Source organism: Bizionia paragorgiae (genome assembly GCF_900107625.1).
GTDB lineage: Bacteria > Bacteroidota > Bacteroidia > Flavobacteriales > Flavobacteriaceae > Bizionia > Bizionia paragorgiae.
This window is the reverse complement of sequence record NZ_FNQK01000009.1, coordinates 77,554-98,203: the sequence shown is the minus strand read 5'-3', so window position 1 is coordinate 98,203 and position 20,650 is coordinate 77,554. Positions and strand designations below refer to the sequence as shown.

The window sequence follows — 20,650 nt, the reverse complement described above, 5'->3', positions numbered from 1 at the left end:
ATAACTCGTGGCTGCTTAAGCGCGCTCTGCATAAACGATATAATAACGCGGAGTAAACCAACGCAATAAAGGGCGAATGCCAATCTTTTTTGTGGGGTTTGTCCACTTTTGACGATCAATAATCTTCCATCCCGCTTTTTCTAAAAGCCAATCGAATTGCCAATCTTCAAATTCATGAAAATGCCTATCCCATAGATCTGTTTTACTGCGGTATGCAGAAGAAAACCATAAACGCATAGGAATACTAGCGACCAATTTGTCAGCTTTAATAGATTCTAAAACCGTTAGTGGCGATAATAAATGTTCGAAAATTTCGAAAGCCGTTACCACGGTAGCATCAGACTCTTTTATAGCTGAGGTGTTCCTGTCTAAATCTTCTCCAGAGGTGTTTTTGACTTGGTAACCACTTTTTAGCATCACCTCGGTAAAAGGATTCTCAACACCCAAATCTAAAATAGATTCGGATTTAGAAATGTGTTTTTCTAAAAATTGATGTGTTAGTCTATAGCGTTTGTGAGGGAATTTTCCTTCGTACATAGTGTGTTTCTAGTAATAGGTTTTTGAGTAAACGACTAATATTTGTAAACGATCGCATTGATGTTCATTCCAGCACCTACACTAGCGAAGATAATGACATCTCCTTTTTCAATACTTTGATCCTTGATTTTATTGTTTTTTACTAAATCTAACAGCGTTGGAATGGTCGCTACAGAACTATTTCCAAGTTTATAAATACTCATTGGCATTATGCCTTCGGGTACTTTCATATTGTAAAGTTTATAGAACCGCTTTACAATAGCTTCGTCCATTTTTTCGTTCGCTTGGTGAATTAATATTTTCTTGACATCGGTAATCGCTAGTCCGCTGTTATCTAAACAGGATTTCATAGCATCTGGAACATGCTTTAGAGCGAATTCGTAAATCTTACGTCCATACATTTTAATGTATTTCACATCTTGATCTAAAGACGGATTGTACGAACCTCCAAAAAATAAATAATCGATCTCTTCGTAAGTGTAACTCGCACTTTCATGGGCAATAATTCCGCCCTCTTCAGATGTTTCCTCTATAACAACAGCACCAGCGCCATCAGAGTAAATCATAGAATCTCTATCGTGTTTGTCTATTACTCGCGAAAGCGTTTCAGCACCAACAACTAAGCATTTTTTTGCTATACCAGCCTTTATAAACGCATGAGCTTGAATAACACCTTCATTCCATCCAGGGCAACCAAACAAGACGTCGTAGGCTACACACTTCGGGTTTTTAATCTTTAAACGGTGCTTAACTCTAGCGGCTAAAGATGGGACTGCATCACTTTGAATGGTGTTTGATTTAATATCACCAAAATTGTGAGCTAAAATAATGTAATCTAATTCCTCGGCATTAATCTTGGCATCTGCAATTGCTTTTTCAGCCGCAAAGAATGCTAAATCGGAATTGTTAAGTTCGGGCTTTGCGTATCGACGTTCTGCAATACCTGTTATAGCTTTAAACTTTTCAACGATAACTTCGTTAGGTGAATTTATTGTTGATCCATCTGCATTTAAAAACTGATGATTATTAAAATCTTCGTTCTTTTCTAAGGTCATTGGGATATAACTTCCCGTACCTGTAATTTTTATATTCATAAAAGAGAAATTGCCTTTATAGTTTACTTTACTAATGTAACTAAATAGTAGTAAACCTAAAAGGCAATCTTTAATATTATTGTGATTAATGGATTATTCCATGTATTAAGCGTCCATGTACTCCTCGATTGGTGCACAAGTACAGATTAAATTTCTATCACCATAGGCATCATCTACACGACGCACAGTTGGCCAGAATTTATTGTCTCGTACATAATCCATCGGGAATGCTGCTTTTTCACGAGAGTATGGAAACAACCACTCGTCGCTAGTGACCATATCTAAAGTATGCGGTGCATTTTTTAAGACGTTATTAGTTTCTTCTTTAGTTACGGTATCAATTTCATTTTTAATTGAAATCATAGCATCACAAAAGCGATCCATTTCTTGCTTGCTTTCACTTTCTGTTGGTTCAATCATCATGGTTCCTGCAACAGGGAATGATACTGTTGGGGAGTGAAAACCATAATCCATTAAACGTTTAGCGATATCGGTAACTTCAATACCATTAGCTTTAAATGGTCTACAGTCAATAATCATTTCATGAGCTGCACGGCCGCGTTCTCCAGAGTATAAAGTTTCGAAAGCACCTTGTAAACGTTGCTTAATGTAGTTGGCATTTAAAATAGCAACTTCTGTTGATTTCTTAATACCTTTAACACCTAACATTCTAATATAACCATAAGAAATTAAGCATACTAAAGCCGAACCAAATGGTGCAGAAGAGATCGCTGTTATCGCTTTGTCTCCTCCAGTTTTTATTATTGGATTTGAAGGTAAAAATGGCACTAATTGCTCTGCTACACAAATTGGTCCAACACCTGGCCCACCACCACCGTGAGGAATAGCGAATGTTTTGTGTAGGTTTAAGTGACATACATCGGCTCCAATATTACCTGGGTTAGTTAAACCAACCTGAGCATTCATATTCGCACCATCCATGTAAACTTGTCCGCCGTTATCATGAACAATTTTAGTGATTTCCTTAATTGCTGATTCGTATACACCATGAGTAGAAGGGTAGGTTACCATTAAAGCAGATAAGTTGTCTTTATGTAACTCTGCTTTCTGGCGTAAGTCTTCCACATCGATATTACCCTCTTCAGTAGCTTTCGTAACCACTACTTTCATTCCTGCCATAACTGCACTTGCAGGGTTTGTACCATGAGCAGAAGATGGAATTAAACAAATGTTTCTATGGTGTTCTCCACGAGATTCGTGATACGCCTTAATTACCATTAAGCCAGCATACTCACCTTGAGCTCCTGAGTTTGGTTGTAAAGATGTACCTGCAAAACCTGTGATTTCAGTTAATTGGTCTTCTAATTTTTTTAATACTACATGGTATCCTTCAGCTTGCTCTACAGGCACAAAAGGGTGAATAGCTCCCCAGTTAGGTGAACTAATTGGTAACATTTCGGCTGCAGCATTCAGTTTCATCGTACAAGACCCTAGAGAAATCATAGAGTGATTTAACGATAAATCTTTGCGTTCTAACTTTTTAATGTAACGCATTAATTCCGTTTCCGAATGGTGTGAATTAAATACATCAAGAGTTAAAAATTCTGTTTCACGTTGTAGTGCTTCAGGAATTGAATTAGAAGCTTCAATAGCTTCAATAGTAAATGCTGTTTTATTTTCAGCTTCAGCTAAAATCGCAATAATTTCATTTAAATCAGAAAGACGTGTCGTTTCGTTTAAAGAAATCGTTACAGTGTTAGCGTCTGGGTAAAAGAAGTTAACTTTATTTTTCTCGGCTACAGCTTTTACCTTTTCAGCATGAGCTTCAACTTGTAAGGTGTCGAAGAATGAGCTGTTTTTTTGTTTTAAACCTAATTTGGTAATCGCATTGGCTAAGGTTGAAGTTGCGTTATGCACACCATTAGCAATATGAGTTAAACCTTTTGGTCCGTGATACACAGCATACATACCTGCCATAACGGCTAGTAATACCTGTGCAGTACAAATATTAGAAGTTGCACGATCACGTTTAATATGTTGCTCTCTCGTTTGAAGCGCCATACGTAAGGCGCGGTTTCCGTTAGCGTCTTTGGTTACACCAATAATACGTCCTGGAATATCACGTTTGTAAGCGTCTTTTGTTGCAAAATAAGCTGCGTGAGGTCCCCCGTAACCCATAGGGATACCAAATCGTTGTGTAGTTCCTACGACAACATCGGCACCTAAAGCACCTGGAGCTTCTAGTTTTACTAGACTTAAAATATCGGCTGCTACAGCAACCTTAATATTAGCGGCATTCGCTTTTTCAATAAAAGACTTGATGTCTGTAATTTGTCCGTCTTTACCTGGGTACTGAAGAATAGCTCCAAAGTATTCCGTAGAAAAATCGAATGTTGATTCATCACCAATTACAAGTTCAATGCCGATTGGAGTAGAACGTGTTTGTAATAATGATAAAGTCTGTGGTAGAATAGCATCTGAAACAAAGAACTTATTGACTTTGTTTTTCTTTTGGTCGCGGTCTCTAACAGCAAATAATAAACTCATGGCTTCTGCAGCGGCAGTACTTTCATCTAAAAGAGAAGCATTAGCCAGTTCCATACCCGTTAAATCGCTAATCATAGTTTGGAAATTTAGAAGCGCTTCTAAACGGCCCTGTGCGATTTCTGCTTGATATGGCGTGTAAGCGGTATACCATCCCGGGTTTTCTAAAATATTACGCTGTATTACTGCAGGTAAAATAGTAGGGTGGTATCCTAAACCAATGTATGTTTTATAAATACTGTTTAATTTAGAGAGCTCATTAATATGAGATGAGTATTCAAACTCACTCATAGCTACATCTAAATCTAATTCTTTTTTTAATCTGATATCGTCTGGGACAGTTTCATAAATGAGTTGCTCCATCGAGTCAAGACCCAGGGATTTTAGCATTAGCTTTTGGTCGTCCTCTCTAGGACCAATATGGCGTAGTGCAAAAGAGTTTGTATTCATTATAGTAGTGTTGAAATTTAATCATGCAAAAATACTGAAATATTAAGGTTTAATAAGTTAATAGCGTGAAAGTTTTTAACCAAAGTGTAAGTTTATTAACAGTTTCTGTAACTTTGTGAGATGAACGTGATAAAGCAGCTTTTTAATTTCTACCTTAATAGTAGTGTTCACGTAGCATTAGCTGCGGTTTCTTTAACTAGTATTACTCAAAATGAATTTAGAATAGATGGAGGATTTAACCTCTTATGCTTTGTTTTTTTTGCTACTATTACGGGTTATAATTTTGTTAAATTTTACGGAATAGCAAAATGGCACTACCGCAGTTTATCTAATTGGTTAAAAGTAATTCAGCTTTTTTCTTTAGTCTGTTTTTTATTTATGTGCTATTTTATGTTGCTGTTAGAACTTAAAACACTGTTATATATCTCCGTATTTGCAGTTGTTACTTTTCTATATGCGATTCCTATTTTGCCCAAACGGTATTATTTAGATAGTAATCATAATCTAAGAGATATTAGTGGTTTAAAAGTATATATCATCGGTTTGGTATGGGTGGGAGTAACTGTGGTTTTACCGGTGTTAAATAATGAAAGCGCTATTAATGCCGATGTGATAATAACAGGTGTTCAGCGTTTTGTTTTTGTTATCGCTTTAATGCTTCCTTTTGAAATACGAGACCTGGCATTAGATAATTTTAAATTGGCGACAATCCCTCAAAAAATCGGGATTAAGCAAACCAAAATATTAGGACTGCTATTGCTGATGCTTTTTCTGTTTTTAGAATCTATGAAAACTAATGGGGGAGGAGAAGATTTTATGATTTTGGCAGTTGTGTCATTGTGTACCGCAGGTTTTATTTTGTTTTCCAAAACGAATAACAGTCCGTATTACAGTGCGTTTTGGGTTGAAGGTATACCTTTATTATGGTTGTTTCTTACTGTATTTAGTTAGCTCTTTTTCGAAAACAGTTTTAAGCTCTGTTTTGGTTTGCTCATCCAGCTGATGGTGATTTTCTGCTTTATAAGTGCTAATAAGTTGTGTGAGTTTAAGGTTGTTTTTTGTGTGTTTACGACAAAGAGTACACATTAATAAATGAAGTTTCATTTTTACTTTCTCCCAAGTAGTGGCTTCGTTGTATTGCACCTTATCGCATACTATACCAGCCTCTTTACAAGGCATTAATAAAAAGTTCTTTTTACGCATGTTAAAACCAGTTTTTTTCTAAGCATTGAGCCATAGCGAGTCGTGCCCGATGGATTATTACCCATAAGTTAGACGCAGTGATATTCAATTCATTACAAATTGTTTCTGTTTCATATTCTAAAATGGTTTTCATTTCAAAAACCGCTGCTTGCTTTTTCGGGAGTTTCTTTAAACAACTTTGTATTGCCGAAGCCAATTCTGTGTTTTCCATGGCGTCTTCGGCGTTTTTTTCAAAAGGATCTGCTACGCGTTCTTCTATCCAATCACCTTCAAGTTCGGTGTTATTATTGTATTGCATGCGCACTTCAGCTTGGCCTTTAATAGAGTTTGTTTTACGATAATAATCAATAATTTTTCGTTTTAATATCGAAATTAACCAGGTGCGTTCGGAAGCTTCTCCTTTAAAATTTTTCATCGATTTTAAACCTGCCAAAAAAGTGTCGGATACGATGTCTTTCGCCATATCTCTATCATTAACTCTAGAAATAGTATAGTTAAAAAGATAATCAGAATACAAATTAATCCATTGATTAGGATCTATTTTGTGCGTTGGCATAGTTTGAATTTCGTTTATTCAAAAATACGTATTTTTTCTTTGTTATGGGGATGTGTAAATCTAGAGTGAACAAAAAAAGACAGACTCTAACAGTCTGTCTTTTTAATAGTCTTAAAAATAAATATTATTTTGGTAATAATCCGGCACGTTTTAATAGTGCTTCCGGTTGTGGTTCTTGACCTCTAAATCGCTTATAAAGTACCATTGGGTTTTCGGTTCCCCCTTGAGATAAAACATGATCTTTAAATTTTGTAGCAATTTCCTTGCTAAAGATACCGTGTTGCTTAAAATAATCAAAAGCGTCCGCGTCTAAAACTTCTGCCCATTTGTAACTGTAGTAACCCGACGAGTAACCACCTTGAAAAATGTGAGAAAATGCGGTACTCATACAATTCTCTTTAATGTCTGGGTATAATTCTGTGTTTTTAAATGCTTCACTTTCATAGCTTTTAACATCTGTTATTTCCGAGGGATCGGTACCATGCCAAGCCATATCTAATAATCCAAAACTAAGCTGTCTTAGGGTTTGCATCCCTTCGTGAAACGTCGAAGACGCTTTAATCTTTTGAATTAACTCCATAGGTATAACCTCTCCGGTTTCATAATGCGTAGCGAACAGCTCGAGAGCTTCTTTTTCATAACACCAATTTTCTAGTACTTGGCTAGGTAACTCTACGAAATCCCAATACACACTTGTTCCAGATAAACTCGGGTACGTGGTGTTTGCTAGCATGCCGTGCAGCGCGTGACCAAACTCGTGAAACAAGGTAGTGACTTCGTTAAACGTTAATAGCGAGGGTTTGCTTTTTGTAGGTTTTGTAAAGTTACATACATTAGAAACATGTGGTCTTTCGTTCGTGTTATTTTGGATGTATTGTGACTTGTATGAGGTCATCCAAGCGCCATTTCTTTTCCCTGATCTCGGGAAAAAATCGGCATAAAAAATAGATACTAAATTATCGTTTTCGTCGGTAACCTTATACGTTAATACGTCTTCGTGATAGGTGTCTATGCTGTCTATTTTTTCGAATTCTAAACCAAATAATTTTTTAGCTATCGTAAAAACACCGTTTATAACGTTTTCTAATTTAAAAAAGGGTTTTAATTTTTCGTCATCTAAATCAAAAAGCTTTTGTTTTAATTTTTCAGAGTAGTAGGCCGAATCCCATTTTTCTAATCTAGAAATCCCGTCTAATTCTTTGGCAAACTGCTCCAGGTTTTTAAATTCTTTTTCAGCTGCAGGCTTTGCTTTTTCTAATAGTTCATTTAAAAACGACTCTACCTTTTCTGGGGTTTCTGCCATGCGCTCTTCCAAAACAAAATGAGCGTGTGTTTTGTAGCCTAAAAGTTGAGCGCGTTGGTAGCGTAAATTAGCAATATCTAATACGGTTTGTTGGTTGTCTAAAGCATCACCTTTAAATGCTTTGCTTCCCGATGCTTTAGATAGCTCTTCTCTTAGTTTGCGGTTATCGGCATAGGTCATAAACGGTATATAGCTTGGGTAGTCTAAGGTAAAGACCCAACCTTCAATACCTTTGCTTTCAGCCAGTTGTTTTGCTGCTTCTCTAGCGCCTTCTGGTAAGCCCGATAAATCATTCTCATCGGTAATTACCATTTGGTAGTTATTAGTTTCAGCCAAAACATGTTCTCCAAACTGTAATTTTAGCTGTGCTAATTTCTTGTCTATATCTCGAAGTTTTAGTTTGTCAGCCTCGTTTAAATTAGCTCCGTTTCTAGAAAAACTTTTATATTTTTTATCTAATAGTGTGCGTTGTTCGGTAGTCAGTTCTAAGCTGTCTTTACTGTCATATACCGATTTTACACGTTTAAATAAAGCGTCGTTTAAGGTGATGTCATTTCCGAATTCTGATAGGATAGGAGAGAGCTCTTGTGCAATTTTCTGTATGTCGTCGTTTGTTTCTGCAGCATTTAAGTTAAAGAAAATACTTGTTGCACGCTCTAACTGTTGACCGCTATATTCTAAAGCTTCTATTGTGTTTTTAAAGGTTGGTGATTCCGGATTATTTACAATAGCGTCAATTTCTTTTTTAGTATCTTCTATCAAAGAAATGATGGCCGGTTTAAAATCTTGAGTTTCAATTTTTGAAAACGGAGCCGTATTGTATTTTGTATTAAAAGGGGATAAAAGAATGTTCATAAGTATGGATATTATAAAAAAGTGTTAAAAAAATATTTTTTTATACAAATAACTTTAAATTATTATTACATTTGCAATTGATTTTTTCCCGTGAGCTGGTTACTCACTTAAAAATTATTGATTAATAGCGATGAAAAGCCTCAGATTATTCTGAGGCTTTTTTTTATGCTTTCAATTTTCATAGCGTTAGTAGAATTCTCATCGCTCTATTCCGCCGTTTAAGCGTGTAAAAAAAGCCCTGAAATTAGAGCTTTTTTATATTATTGTTGGACTGCTTTAGCAGCATCTTCTACCTTTTGTTTTAAGCCTTCTTTGTAGGCTATAATTTTGTCTAAAACAAGCTTATCATGGCTTCCAATAATTTGAGCTGCCAAAATTCCCGCATTTTTTGCACCGTTTAAAGCTACTGTAGCAACAGGTACGCCTCCAGGCATTTGTAATATGGATAATACAGAGTCCCAACCATCAATAGAGTTGCTACTTTTTACAGGTACTCCAATAATGGGTAATGGAGACAAGGAAGCTACCATTCCAGGTAAATGAGCAGCACCACCAGCGCCAGCAATAATAACAGAAACACCACGTGAATGTGCGTTTTTACTAAAATCAAATAGTTTTTCTGGAGTACGGTGTGCAGAGACAATATCGACTTCTACTTCTATCTCAAATTCCTTTAAAATGTCTATGGCATCTTGCATTACAGGAAGATCACTATTGCTCCCCATGATTACGGCTACTTTACTCATTTTTTTTCTGTTTTATATATTGTGATTAGCTAATTACTCTAATCGTATTTTTTACTTTTTCTGCAACTTCTCGTGCAGTATTTAAATTTTCATTAACAATGGTTACGTGCCCCATCTTTCGGAATGGTCGGGTTTGCTTCTTACCGTAAATGTGAGGGGTTACCCCTTCCATTTTCATAATAGCCTCTATGTTTTCGTAAATAACATCGCCCGTATAATTTTCGGCACCAACTAAGTTAACCATAATCCCACCTAGCTTACTTTTTGTTTCCCCTAAGGGTAAGTTTAAAATCGCACGTAAGTGTTGTTCAAACTGTGAGGTATAACTGGCTTCAATAGTTTGATGACCTGAATTGTGAGGTCTCGGCGCTACTTCGTTAATTAATATCTTGTCGTCTTTAGTGAGAAATAATTCTACAGCCAATAGGCCAACATGATTATAGGCTTTAGATACAGCTAAAGCGACATCCTGTGCTTTTTTAGCAATAGCTTCTGGTAGTCGTGCAGGACAAATTACGTATTCGACTTGGTTCGCTTCAGGGTGAAACTCCATTTCTACTACGGGGTAGGTTTTAACCTCTCCAGAGGTGTTTCTAGCTACAATAACCGCTAATTCGGTTTTAAAATCAACCAGTTCTTCAGCAATGCATTCGCCTTTAGGAAGATGTTCTAAATCTTGAAGTGATCGTACTATTTTAACACCAGTACCATCATAACCAAATTGAGTGCTTTTCCAAACAAACGGGCATTTTAGTCCGCCATTAGCAATAGCGTCTTCAATTTCGGAAGCATAGGCAAAGCGAGAAAATGTTGAGGTTGGTAAATTGTGGTCTAAATAAAATAATTTCTGAGTAGCTTTATTTTGAATGGTGCGTAGATTTTTAGATGACGGGTAAACTTTTACGCCTTCGCGTTCTAATTTCTCTAATGCATCTACATTTACATTTTCAATCTCAAAAGTCAAAACATCAACTTGCTTTCCAAAATTGTAAACCGTGTCGAAATCCATTAAATCACCTTGAAAGAACTTATTACAAGCAATTTTACTAGGTGCTTCTGCACTCGGATCGATAACATAGGTTTGAATGTCGAATTTGCGAGTTTCATTCAGTAGCATTTTATCAAGCTGACCACCACCAAGTATTCCTAATTTAAAATCTGAAGAAAAGTAATTCATTGTTTTTGTTTATTAAAAGACGTCAATCTATAAGTAAAAGCGATAAACTATGCATTTCGCTTATAATTATCAAGATATTTGCTACAAAAATACATTTAAATATGAAAATAGGCTCTAAAAAATGAGTTCAAAATCGCATATCGTTGTGCAAATCCTTATCTTTGCAACTTTCGTAAAAACAACCTTATGATAAAGCTCCACGACAAATACTTTAAACCATTTATATCTGCACAAGAAATTGAGGAAGCTATAACACGTTTAGTACACGAAGTTGCAAGCGATCTTAAAGATGAAATTCCTGTTTTTGTAGGTGTTTTAAATGGTTCATTTATGGTCGTAAGTGATTTTGTGAAAAAATATCCAAAACCTTGTGAGGTCACGTTTATAAAACTAGCATCTTATGAAGGGGTAAAGTCTACAGACGATATTCAGCGTTTAATAGGATTAACCCAGGATTTAACAGGACGTACGGTTGTTATCATTGAAGATATTATAGATTCAGGGAATACATTACACGAAATACACAGGATTTTTAAAAATGAGAATGTAAAACAACTCCTTATTGCAACTCTTTTTTACAAACCTGAAGCATATAAAAAAGATTTTAAACTTCATTATATCGGTATTAAAATTCCGAATAAATTTATTGTGGGCTATGGTTTAGACTACGACGGATTGGGACGAAATTTACCAGAAATATACCAATTAAAAACAACACAACATATGACAAATATCGTATTATTTGGCCCTCCAGGAGCAGGCAAAGGCACACAAGCGGATTATTTAAAAGACAAATACAACCTAGTACATATTTCTACAGGGGATGTTTTTCGTTCTAATATAAAAAATGAAACGGCTTTAGGTGTTTTAGCTAAATCTTTTATGGATAAAGGAGAGTTAGTTCCGGACCAAGTAACTATTGATATGCTAAATAAAGAAGTCGAAAAAAATGCCGGAGCAAAAGGGTTTATTTTCGACGGTTTTCCAAGAACAACAGCACAGGCAGAAGCTTTAGATGAGCTTATGAGTGCTAAAGATTCACAAATTAATGCTATGATTGCATTAGAAGTAGAAGATGAGGTTCTTGTAAAACGTTTATTAGGTCGCGGAGAAACTAGCGGACGCCCTGATGATGCCGATGAAGGTATTATTAGAAATAGAATTAAACAATATTATAATAAAACAGCCGTATTAAAAGGTTATTACACAGCACAAGATAAGTATTTTGGTGTTGATGGAGAGGGTTCTATCACATCTATTACTAAGCGTTTAAGCGCAGTAATTGATACCTTATAAGTGCCTATTCTATATTTGAATAGTTCTTTAATACATACGCTTAATACAAACTAATACAATGACTGAAGGAAATTTTGTAGATTACGTAAAAATGCACGTAACTTCTGGAAACGGAGGGAAAGGATCGACGCATTTACATCGTGAAAAATACATTACAAAAGGAGGACCAGATGGAGGAGATGGAGGTCGAGGAGGACACGTAATAATGCGTGGAAACTCTAATCTTTGGACATTATTACACCTTAAATATAAACGACATATTCGTGCAGGGCACGGTGAACACGGTAGTAAAAGCCGTAGTAGTGGATCTGATGGAGAGGATGTGTACGTAGAAGTGCCTTTAGGGACTGTTGTAAGAGATACAGAAACTAATGAGATTCTTTTTGAAATCACCGAAGATGGTGAGGAAATTATTGTTGCTGAAGGTGGAAAAGGGGGCTTAGGAAACTGGCACTTTAAAACCTCTACCAACCAAACGCCACGTTATGCGCAACCAGGTATTCCTTTAGAAGAAAAGGAAATAACGTTGGAGCTTAAAGTGCTTGCTGATGTTGGTTTAGTCGGATTCCCTAATGCCGGGAAATCAACGCTTTTATCAGTGGTGACTTCTGCGAAACCAAAAATTGCAGATTATGAGTTTACAACGCTAAAACCGAATCTAGGAATCGTAAAATACCGTGATTTCCAAACTTTTGTAATGGCCGATATCCCTGGAATTATCGAAGGAGCTGCCGAAGGAAAAGGGTTAGGGTATTACTTTTTACGTCATATTGAACGTAACTCTATACTATTATTTTTAATTCCTGCGGATGCAAAAGATATTAAAGAACAATATGATATTCTATTAGATGAACTTCGTCGTTACAATCCGGAAATGTTAGATAAAGAACGCGTTGTAGCGATTTCTAAATGTGATATGCTGGACGACGAATTGCAAGCAGAACTTAAAGTACAACTGGATAAGGAACTGCCTATTCCATACTTATTTATTTCTTCGGTAGCACAGCAAGGGCTTACAGAATTAAAAGATAAGCTCTGGGCGATGCTTAATAAATAAAACACCTTAGTGTTTATAAATGTGCCAGCTTAAAATTTATTTTTAGCTGGCATTTTTTGTTTGTAGTAATCGTATTATAGGATTCTTTATTTGATTTAGGTGAAGGGATAAAAAGGAATTAATTATATTTATTAAAATTATTAGACTATGAAATATATTAAACTCGTACTACTTTGTATAGTCATGACGGCTTGTAGTCCAGTTCGTGTGACTTCAGATTATGAGAAAACTGCAGTGTTTTCAGATTATAAAACCTATAATTATTTTTCGAATATTGCATCTGGCTTGAGTGAGTTAGACGAAAAACGTTTGATTAGTGCCATAAATACAAGTTTGTCTAATAAAGGGTTGTCCCTTTCTGAAACCCCCGATTTTTTAATCGATTTTAAAACGTCACAACATCAAGAAGCATCGCGAAATAATGTTGGAGTCGGACTTGGTGGTGGAAGTCGAGGAGTAGGCGGTGGGATCTCTATAGGTATTCCTGTCGGACAACATAAAGTGAATCAAAATGTATTGATAGAGTTTGTAGACGAATCAAAAATGGGTTTATTTTGGCAAGGTAAAGCAGAAAGTAATTTTAACCCTAAAGCGACTCCAGAACAACGAGAATCTCATTTCCGAACGCTTACCGATAAAATATTTACCCAGTATCCACCCAAACCAAATAAATAAACTTTATCATTTTCATAACTTTTAGAATGCTTTAAACCGTCGTCTTTTTTGTAATTTTGAGTAAAACAAATTTACAATGACAACATTAAAAAATAAAGTAGCCTTAATAACTGGAGGTACAAAAGGTATAGGATATGGTATTGCAGAACGTTTATTGCAAGAAGGGGTAAATGTAGCCATTACGAGTCGCACTTTAGAATCTGCTCAAGACGCTGCTAAGCGATTAAACGAAAACACTAAAACAGAAGCTAAAGCTATAGGGTTTCAAGCCGATGTACGAAACCTTAAAAGTCAGCAAGAAGCCGTAAATGCCGTGGAAGATGTTTTCGGACAATTGGATGTTATGATAGCGAATGCTGGTATTGGACACTTTGGGAACATTGAAGATATTACCGAAAAACAATGGCAAGACACAATTGATACAAACCTTACAGGTGTTTTTAATTCTATTAAAGCGAGTGTGAATTCACTAAAGAAAACCAAAGGTTATTATTTAACGATTTCAAGTTTGGCAGGAGAGAATTTCTTCGCAAACGGTTCGGCATATAATGCTAGTAAGTTTGGAGTTACAGGATTTACTCAAGCGGTGATGTTAGATTTACGTCAGCACGGTATCAAAGTGAGTACGATTATGCCAGGATCGGTAGCAACACATTTTAACGGTCACACACCAAATGAAGAAGATGCTTGGAAGATTCAAAGTGAAGATATAGGAGAGCTAGTAACCGATTTGTTAAAAATGAATCCAAGAACCTTACCGAGTAAAATCGAAGTACGACCGTCAATGCCACCGTCAAAGTAGGTTATGATTCTTAAAACGGTTAAATAAAAAAGAGGCTTTAAAAGCCTCTTTTTTGTGTTTTAATCCTGTTTATAAATTAGTCTTCTGCAGTTATTCTTAGACCTTCACTATGGCTTGTAAATTCAGGAGCATATAGACTTTGAATTGTTGTAACACCATTACTCATTTCACCAGCATTATTAACGCGTAAATCATATTCAAAAACATAAACGCCTTTAGGTAGGTAATCAAAAAAGAAATTAGTTGATGCGTCTTTAGTTGCTTCGTAATAGCCTAATCCGTCTTGATATTTGTACTGTGATAATACATTAACAGGTTCTAATCCTGCAGCACGCATATCTTTCATGTGCACAAATTCCATAGTACGGTCACTTCTTAATTCAATACGCACGCGAATAATGTCACCTATGTGTAGTATGGTGTTTTTAGAAAGATCTGTCAGTAACTCACCAGTGTCCGTTTGTGTTTTTTTAAACAGCTTTTTCTTTAACTGTAATGGGGTTTCAGCAAATGTAATGGCATCTAAATCCTCAAAATATTGCCAATAAACACTACCCCAAGCACTACCTTTTCCTTTTTTGGAAAGGGTGACTTCCGCCATCTCTGGTGTTATTTCTGTTGTATTCCAACTTGTTTTATAATAGCCTGTTCCGGCTTCTATGGAAACACCGTCTAGAGTTTCTGGGGTAATTGTTTCCCCGCCTAGCGTTACATCAACACCGTCAGAAACGCTTAACCAATCGCTACCTTGTAATAATAAGGCATAAACGGCATTTGTAGTTGCTTTGGTAGTTTTCCAATTTGTGGTTTGTTTATTTTTAAGTAACCACATTTTTAGATGGTCTATTGTCATTGTTTTTTGGTCTGATGGAGCTTCTATTTCCGAAAAGGCTTCAATAAGCAAAGCTTGGGTTTCAATAGGAGCTTCATACCAACGCCATGAACTTGTGTTTTCTTTCCAATACATGCCTAACTCTTCAGAGGTGATGCTATGTTCTTTTAGCGATTTTAAAATGCGCTTCGCGGTATTTTGATCTCCTTGTCTGTTGGAGATTAATGCCATCATCCCTTTAGCATATAAAGAACGCTGTAACCAATAAGAGTTAATTTGAGATTGGTAATAACTCATGATGTCACGGACTTCCTTTGATGTTTTGATGTCGGTAAAAAAGCTACGCATATATAAGTAGTGTATCTGGCTGTAGCTTAAGTGGTCTTTAGTTAAGTCCACCTTGTCACTATATTTCGTTAAGTCTTTATACTCTTTTACAAATTGCGCATCTAAATAAGCTATTGCTTTTGAAATCATTTCAGTTTGGTTTGCCGTGTCTACACCTAGGGTTTTAAGATGACCAAAACCTGAAATAATATGTTGCGTAATAAATCTGTTTTCTCGGTATTGACCAATCCAAGACCAGGCACCAGAGTCCAATTGATTGTTTTCTAATTTGTGTGCCGCTTTTGCTAAATGATTAGACATGGTGTTAAAGTCAAACAGCATAGCGATACGTTTTTTTTGTTCGCTTTCACTTTCTGCATCACGTAACCATGGGGTTTCTTCAATGAGAATAGATTTTAGTTCTTGATTCTTTTCAAGGTTACTCAATAAGACATCTTTTGATTTCCATTGGTTAAATACAGCTTGTATATTCGGATTCGATGTTACAATGCTATGCGCTAAGGCATTGGCGTAATACTGTGAGAATATCTGCTCATTGCTGTCGTTTGGATATTCCATTAGGTAAGGCAGTGCTTGAACTGCATACCAAGCCGGATTACTTGTAATCTCTAAAGTCAATTTATGATGTTTTAATGTTGCTGAAGTCGTATTTTTTAATTTATCTAAAATAAAAGTTTTACTCTGGTTGCTATTCACCCATAGCGGTAATGATTCCGTGACTAGCATACGGTTGGTTAAAACAGGCAACACGTTCTGCTCCCCGTCGCTATAATTTCCAGATTGTGCTATCACTTTATAGGTGACAGCTTGTATGTTTTTAGGAATGGTTATTTCCCAAGAGGCTTGCGTGTTTCCTTTTCCGGATACTGTGAATTCACGGGTATTATTACCGTTGTTTAGCTGCGTATCGATAGACGTATTGCTTAGTGCATCAAACAGCTGAAGCACGGCGGTACCACTTAATTGTTTATTGGTTAGATTGGCAATTTTAGTGCTTATAGTAATGCGGTCCCCTTCACGTAAAAACCGTGGTGCATTGGGAATTACCATGAGCTCTTTTTGGGTTACAGCGTCCAAAGATGTCGTAGCGCTCTCTAAGGATTTAGTATGTGCTAATAATTGTAGTTTCCATTGTGTTAAGGCTTCAGGGCTTGTAAAACTAAAACTAATAGTGCCGTCTTTATCCGTTTGTAACTGAGGAAAGAAGAAAGCAGTTTCTTGTAAGTTTTTTCTAATCTGTACATTGGACAAGGTTTTCCTTTCATCAGAGATATTTTGGTCGGATGTACTGGTACCTGAAATGACTCTAACTCCACGCAAAACAATTTCTGTTGTATTAATTTTTTGACCGGATACGTGTAAATCATTAACTTTCCCAGATAGCTTCTCTTCCATAGGAACACTTGAAACAGTAGACTCCATTATTTCGGCATCCTGAACGATAATGCCTTTGTTTCTATATAAATGAGTGTTATAAAATCTTTCTCCTAGATGCAATCCAAACCAATTAAAACGGTCATAATTTTTAGTGCTAGGGTCATTTTGATACGACGGACTTAAGCGCACCAAAAATGAGGCGTTATAAAATGCACGATACGCAGATCGTCCGGATTGAGAGTAGTATTGTGGTTGATATAACGGTGAAAACTGCCATTGCTGTGGCTTAAATTGGTCTAATGATGCGTCGTACATGCTTGCCAATAATTCTGCTGCAACCTGTTCTCCTTTAGGGCCTTTTATTTTAAAGGACCACGTTTCGTCGGTACCAGGTTGTAACTTGTCTCTAAACGTTAGGGTTTCTATTTCTAATTCCGATTTTGGATAAGGCACATTAATAAGTAATGATGAACTGTGAAAACTATTAAACGCAGCATAACTTACATGAACTACAAATCCGCCATAATCGTTAGCTGTTACAGGTACACTAATAGTTTTCTTGTTGGCGTTTAGCGGTAAGGTGTAAGATTTTATAATTTTATGATTTTTCTCAATATCAACACTAACAACTATATCTTCTGCTGCTGTCGAGACAGTGATTTCTGCCACTTCATTTGGAGCATAACTGGTTTTATTGGTGGTCACATTAAAGAGTTGATTATCCGCTAAAACACGATCTTTATTGCTGTAAACCACTGTGTTTTCTTCTGTTTTAACATGAAGACCATAAGGGTCTTTCGTTTCAAAACTAATAATATACGCGCCAGAATCCCAACCTTTTATAGAACCTAAGGGAATAGTAGTTAGGGAGTCGGTAGTTACCTCTTTTTCAAAAACTATAGCGCCTTTTTGCCAGTTTTCACTGTGGTCTTCATCGGTATAAGCTTCGTATGGAAAAAGCGATTTGAATTCCTCTTTGTTAAAGTTTTTATAGTCTGGCGCCTCCCATGGTCTTGGTCTTAAAACATAGTTTGGTGCCTGAAGTTTATAGATTTTTAATACGCCTGTTGCGGATACAAATTGGCCGTTTAGGTTTTTTGTAGCTAATTGAAGACTTTGTTTTTTGTTAGATTTATCCAATTGTTTAGGACTGCTTAGTGTCGCTGTTATAGTATGATACCCTACGTTTATAGTGGTTGTCGTGCTTTGAGTTTCTCCGTTTATATCGGTAACATCGGCAGTGACCTCATAACTAAAAACAGGTTGTCCTTTCTTATCTACGCTAGGATCTGGAATAGCTACAAAAGGGATGCTGTATTCACCTTTGCCATTCGTTGTAGTCTCGCCATGAGCGATTTCTTGTTCTGCTATCGGCGGTGCATAGCGCGATCTGTAAAACCATGGTGCGTATCGCACTTGTCGTTTTACACGGTATACGACTTTAGCATCACTAATAGTAGCTCCAGCAAAAGCTAAGGCTTCTCCTGTTACGGTAACACTGTCGTTTATTTTTAGGGTTTCAGTAATGGGTTTAAAAGCCGTTTTAAATTTCGGGCGTTTATAGTCTTCAACACTAAAAAAGGTTTGACTATTTATTCCATACGTTTCATTTTTCTCTTGTAAGCGAATAGCAAACGGGCCGGTTAATCCTGTGTTTGGAAGAATAAATTCTCCGGAAATCGATCCGTAGTCATTTGTTATAAGCTCTAAGCCACTAAGTTCTTTACCGTTAACATCTATCAATTTAGCACTTGTTTTATAACCGCTAACCACTTGCGATCTATTGCGATCAGTATCTATAACAATCCCTTTAAAAAATACGGTTTGCCCAGGTCTATATATACTACGGTCGGTAAATATAAAGGACTTATAGCTTGTTTTTTTTGGGATATCTCTATGGTAGTACCCACGCGTATATAAGTTTTGAAATACGGCTTTGTCTGACCCGTTAGTGACAGCGATATTAAATTTATTACGTCGTCTTGTTTTGTCTTTTAGTTGTATTTTACCAAAGGCATCCGTTGTTTTTGTTTGTGTTTTGCTTTTGTCTTCATAGCTAATAGTTACTTTTGCCTGGCTAAGTGGCTTGCCGTTATTTCGATCTATAAATTGAAAAACTTTAAAGCCGTCGTCTTGGTATTCTACAAAAGCGGTATTGGTAACTTGAATAAGGCTATGCGCAATTTTTACCTTGTCATTATCCGCGGTACCTACTATTAAATAGCGACCATTATCTAATTTTGGCAATAAAATTTCAATAGCGTGCGACTGATAATCGCCTTCATCAATTAAAGGTGCATTCCATGTTTTTGTTGCAGATAACTTACTTATAAAAGCCTTTTGTTCTTCGGTTTTATGAAGGTCATTAAAACGATTGATTTCCTTTTCCGATAGGGCATAAGCTGAAAATTCTAAGTGCTGAATGTTCTTATAGGTAACTAATAATTTAGCATTTTTATTAATAGGTAAGTTGGACTCTGTTTGTATGTTAAGACTTGTACTTAAAATGCGTTGTTTTAAATATTCACAACGTTCGGCACTTTCGGTATTAGGGTAGGTTTTAATAACTTGATTACACCGTTCTAAGGCAGCTTTAAGATGCCAACGCCATTCAGGATTAGATTGAGGCGTGTATTGATACCCTTGTTTGAATGCTAACTGTGCGAGTTCATAACTATAGCGTGCTTCGCTTGGAGTGCCTTTGGTGGATTCTATTTCCTTTTTCAGGGCCTTATATAATAGGTCGTCGGAATCGAGATTAACAGCATTAGAATTAACATAGTGGAGGCGGTTAATATTTACATCTGTTAATGCGGTATCGTCGTCATCTTTTAAATGAAAGGCGATGAGGTCTTGGTATATCTTTAAAGCACGTCGTTGGGCTGAAAGTGTATCAGAAGTTGCAATGCTTAGAGCAGAGAATTGCTGTTTGGTACTAAAGTATTTTGGGTCATCTATTTTAAAATGGTCGGCAGGTTTAGTAACGCTAGCATCTGAAGCCTTATAAAAATCTAAGGCATTATAGCTTAAAAAATCAAATAGTGTGGGCCTGTATAATTTAGAGCTTTTTTCTTGGCTTAGTAACACGTTGTAATCACTTAAATCAGTATTTTGGAGTAGGTTTTTCTGTTCTAAAGAACGATCAAAATACAGTTGTATCTCTTCTATAAGTGTGGTTAAATCCCAAGTACGAAAGTCGCCTGTGTCTACTTTTTCGTTTGTTTTTGTACGTTGGTAAAACTGATAACGATGAGCTTGAAAGTACTGCCAGTAGAGATTTGCTAATACGTTTTCTAATAGGTTTTTAGTAGGAGCTGTACTCGCGTTAATTTTCGATTTAAAGGCATTTACGACCTGTAATTGCGCATTTTCTTCTAAAATCAGAGCAAACTTAGCTTTAAAAAGTAGCACTTTTATCTTTTGTGGGTCATTACCCTCTGCGACGGCTTTATTTTCAATAGCTTCTACTGTTTTTAAAGCCGATTTAGGCAAGCCTTGAATCTCTTCTTGTTCTACAGCATCCCATAATTGGGTATAGGTTTGATCTTGAGCATAGGAAAAATCAGCAAAAAGAATTACCATTAATAAGGTGATATATTTGTTCATAAAATTCATTTTAAAGTAAGTTTTACTAAAACGCTTGGTTAACAAATCAGAAATGTGTTAACCCCGAGTTTAAATGAGTAAACCTATCGTTTTAGTGGGTGTAACTTTTAATTGTTGTACCATAATCAAAAACAATACCAATGAGAATATTATTTTAGCTCTAATTTAAATTAAATATGAGAGTATTACTAGTTCTAGTCCTTTTTCCCATTTTAATTTTTGGGCAATCGT

14 protein-coding genes are annotated in these 20,650 nt (G+C 36.2%); 5 read left to right on the top strand and 9 right to left on the bottom strand.

Features of this window, described 5'->3' with window-relative positions; translation table 11 throughout:
* Positions 1 to 15: 15 nt before the first annotated feature.
* The 3 genes from BLV64_RS08295 to gcvP form a co-directional block, all read right to left on the bottom strand.
* Positions 16 to 537 carry a methyltransferase gene (locus tag BLV64_RS08295; RefSeq protein ID WP_092133938.1) on the bottom strand — a complete coding sequence of 174 codons (522 nt, stop codon included), beginning with the start codon at positions 535 to 537 and terminating at the stop codon, positions 16 to 18.
* 35 nt (positions 538 to 572) lie between these two features.
* Positions 573 to 1,631, bottom strand: a complete 1,059-nt coding sequence (locus BLV64_RS08290) for a 3-oxoacyl-ACP synthase III family protein (protein WP_092133936.1) — start codon at positions 1,629 to 1,631, stop codon at positions 573 to 575.
* 105 nt (positions 1,632 to 1,736) lie between these two features.
* Positions 1,737 to 4,586 carry an aminomethyl-transferring glycine dehydrogenase gene (gcvP, locus tag BLV64_RS08285; protein WP_092133934.1) on the bottom strand — a complete coding sequence of 950 codons (2,850 nt, stop codon included), beginning with the start codon at positions 4,584 to 4,586 and terminating at the stop codon, positions 1,737 to 1,739.
* A 120-nt stretch (positions 4,587 to 4,706) separates the two neighbouring features.
* Between gcvP and BLV64_RS08280 the strand changes: the two genes are divergently transcribed.
* A complete protein-coding gene (locus tag BLV64_RS08280; RefSeq protein WP_092133932.1) occupies positions 4,707 to 5,537 on the top strand; it encodes a UbiA prenyltransferase family protein in 831 nt (276 codons plus the stop codon).
* Here BLV64_RS08280 and BLV64_RS08275 read toward each other — a convergent pair.
* From BLV64_RS08275 to BLV64_RS08255, 5 genes are all read right to left on the bottom strand, one after another.
* The gene (locus BLV64_RS08275) at positions 5,508 to 5,789 is read right to left on the bottom strand and encodes a hypothetical protein (protein ID WP_092133930.1); all 282 of its coding nucleotides are present in this window, start codon (positions 5,787 to 5,789) and stop codon (positions 5,508 to 5,510) included. The genes BLV64_RS08280 and BLV64_RS08275 overlap by 30 nt on opposite strands.
* A 1-nt stretch (position 5,790) precedes the next feature.
* Positions 5,791 to 6,345, bottom strand: a complete 555-nt coding sequence (locus BLV64_RS08270) for a sigma-70 family RNA polymerase sigma factor (RefSeq protein ID WP_092133928.1) — start codon at positions 6,343 to 6,345, stop codon at positions 5,791 to 5,793.
* A 124-nt stretch (positions 6,346 to 6,469) separates the two neighbouring features.
* On the bottom strand, positions 6,470 to 8,503 hold the full coding sequence (locus tag BLV64_RS08265) for a M3 family metallopeptidase (protein WP_092133926.1): 2,034 nt from the start codon (positions 8,501 to 8,503) through the stop codon (positions 6,470 to 6,472).
* Between the two features lie 260 nt (positions 8,504 to 8,763).
* Positions 8,764 to 9,249, bottom strand: a complete 486-nt coding sequence (gene purE / locus BLV64_RS08260) for a 5-(carboxyamino)imidazole ribonucleotide mutase (RefSeq protein WP_092133924.1) — start codon at positions 9,247 to 9,249, stop codon at positions 8,764 to 8,766.
* Positions 9,250 to 9,274: 25 nt separating this feature from the next.
* The gene (locus BLV64_RS08255; protein ID WP_092133921.1) at positions 9,275 to 10,426 is read right to left on the bottom strand and encodes a 5-(carboxyamino)imidazole ribonucleotide synthase; all 1,152 of its coding nucleotides are present in this window, start codon (positions 10,424 to 10,426) and stop codon (positions 9,275 to 9,277) included.
* A gap of 186 nt (positions 10,427 to 10,612) precedes the next feature.
* Here BLV64_RS08255 and BLV64_RS08250 point away from each other — a divergent pair, with 186 nt between their 5' ends.
* From BLV64_RS08250 to BLV64_RS08235, 4 genes are all read left to right on the top strand, one after another.
* A complete protein-coding gene (locus BLV64_RS08250; protein ID WP_092133919.1) occupies positions 10,613 to 11,722 on the top strand; it encodes an adenylate kinase in 1,110 nt (369 codons plus the stop codon).
* 58 nt (positions 11,723 to 11,780) lie between these two features.
* Positions 11,781 to 12,779 (top strand): GTPase ObgE, encoded by a 999-nt coding sequence (gene obgE, locus BLV64_RS08245; protein WP_092133917.1) that lies wholly within the window; start codon positions 11,781 to 11,783, stop codon positions 12,777 to 12,779.
* 147 nt (positions 12,780 to 12,926) lie between these two features.
* Positions 12,927 to 13,454, top strand: coding sequence for a DUF4136 domain-containing protein (locus tag BLV64_RS08240; protein WP_092133915.1), 528 nt, complete (start codon positions 12,927 to 12,929; stop codon positions 13,452 to 13,454).
* Positions 13,455 to 13,530: 76 nt separating this feature from the next.
* Positions 13,531 to 14,256 (top strand): SDR family oxidoreductase, encoded by a 726-nt coding sequence (locus BLV64_RS08235; protein ID WP_092133913.1) that lies wholly within the window; start codon positions 13,531 to 13,533, stop codon positions 14,254 to 14,256.
* A gap of 76 nt (positions 14,257 to 14,332) precedes the next feature.
* On the opposite strand, the gene BLV64_RS08230 is transcribed toward BLV64_RS08235, so the two are convergent.
* Positions 14,333 to 20,419 (bottom strand): alpha-2-macroglobulin family protein, encoded by a 6,087-nt coding sequence (locus tag BLV64_RS08230; RefSeq protein WP_092134041.1) that lies wholly within the window; start codon positions 20,417 to 20,419, stop codon positions 14,333 to 14,335.
* Between the last annotated feature and the right edge of the window lie 231 nt (positions 20,420 to 20,650).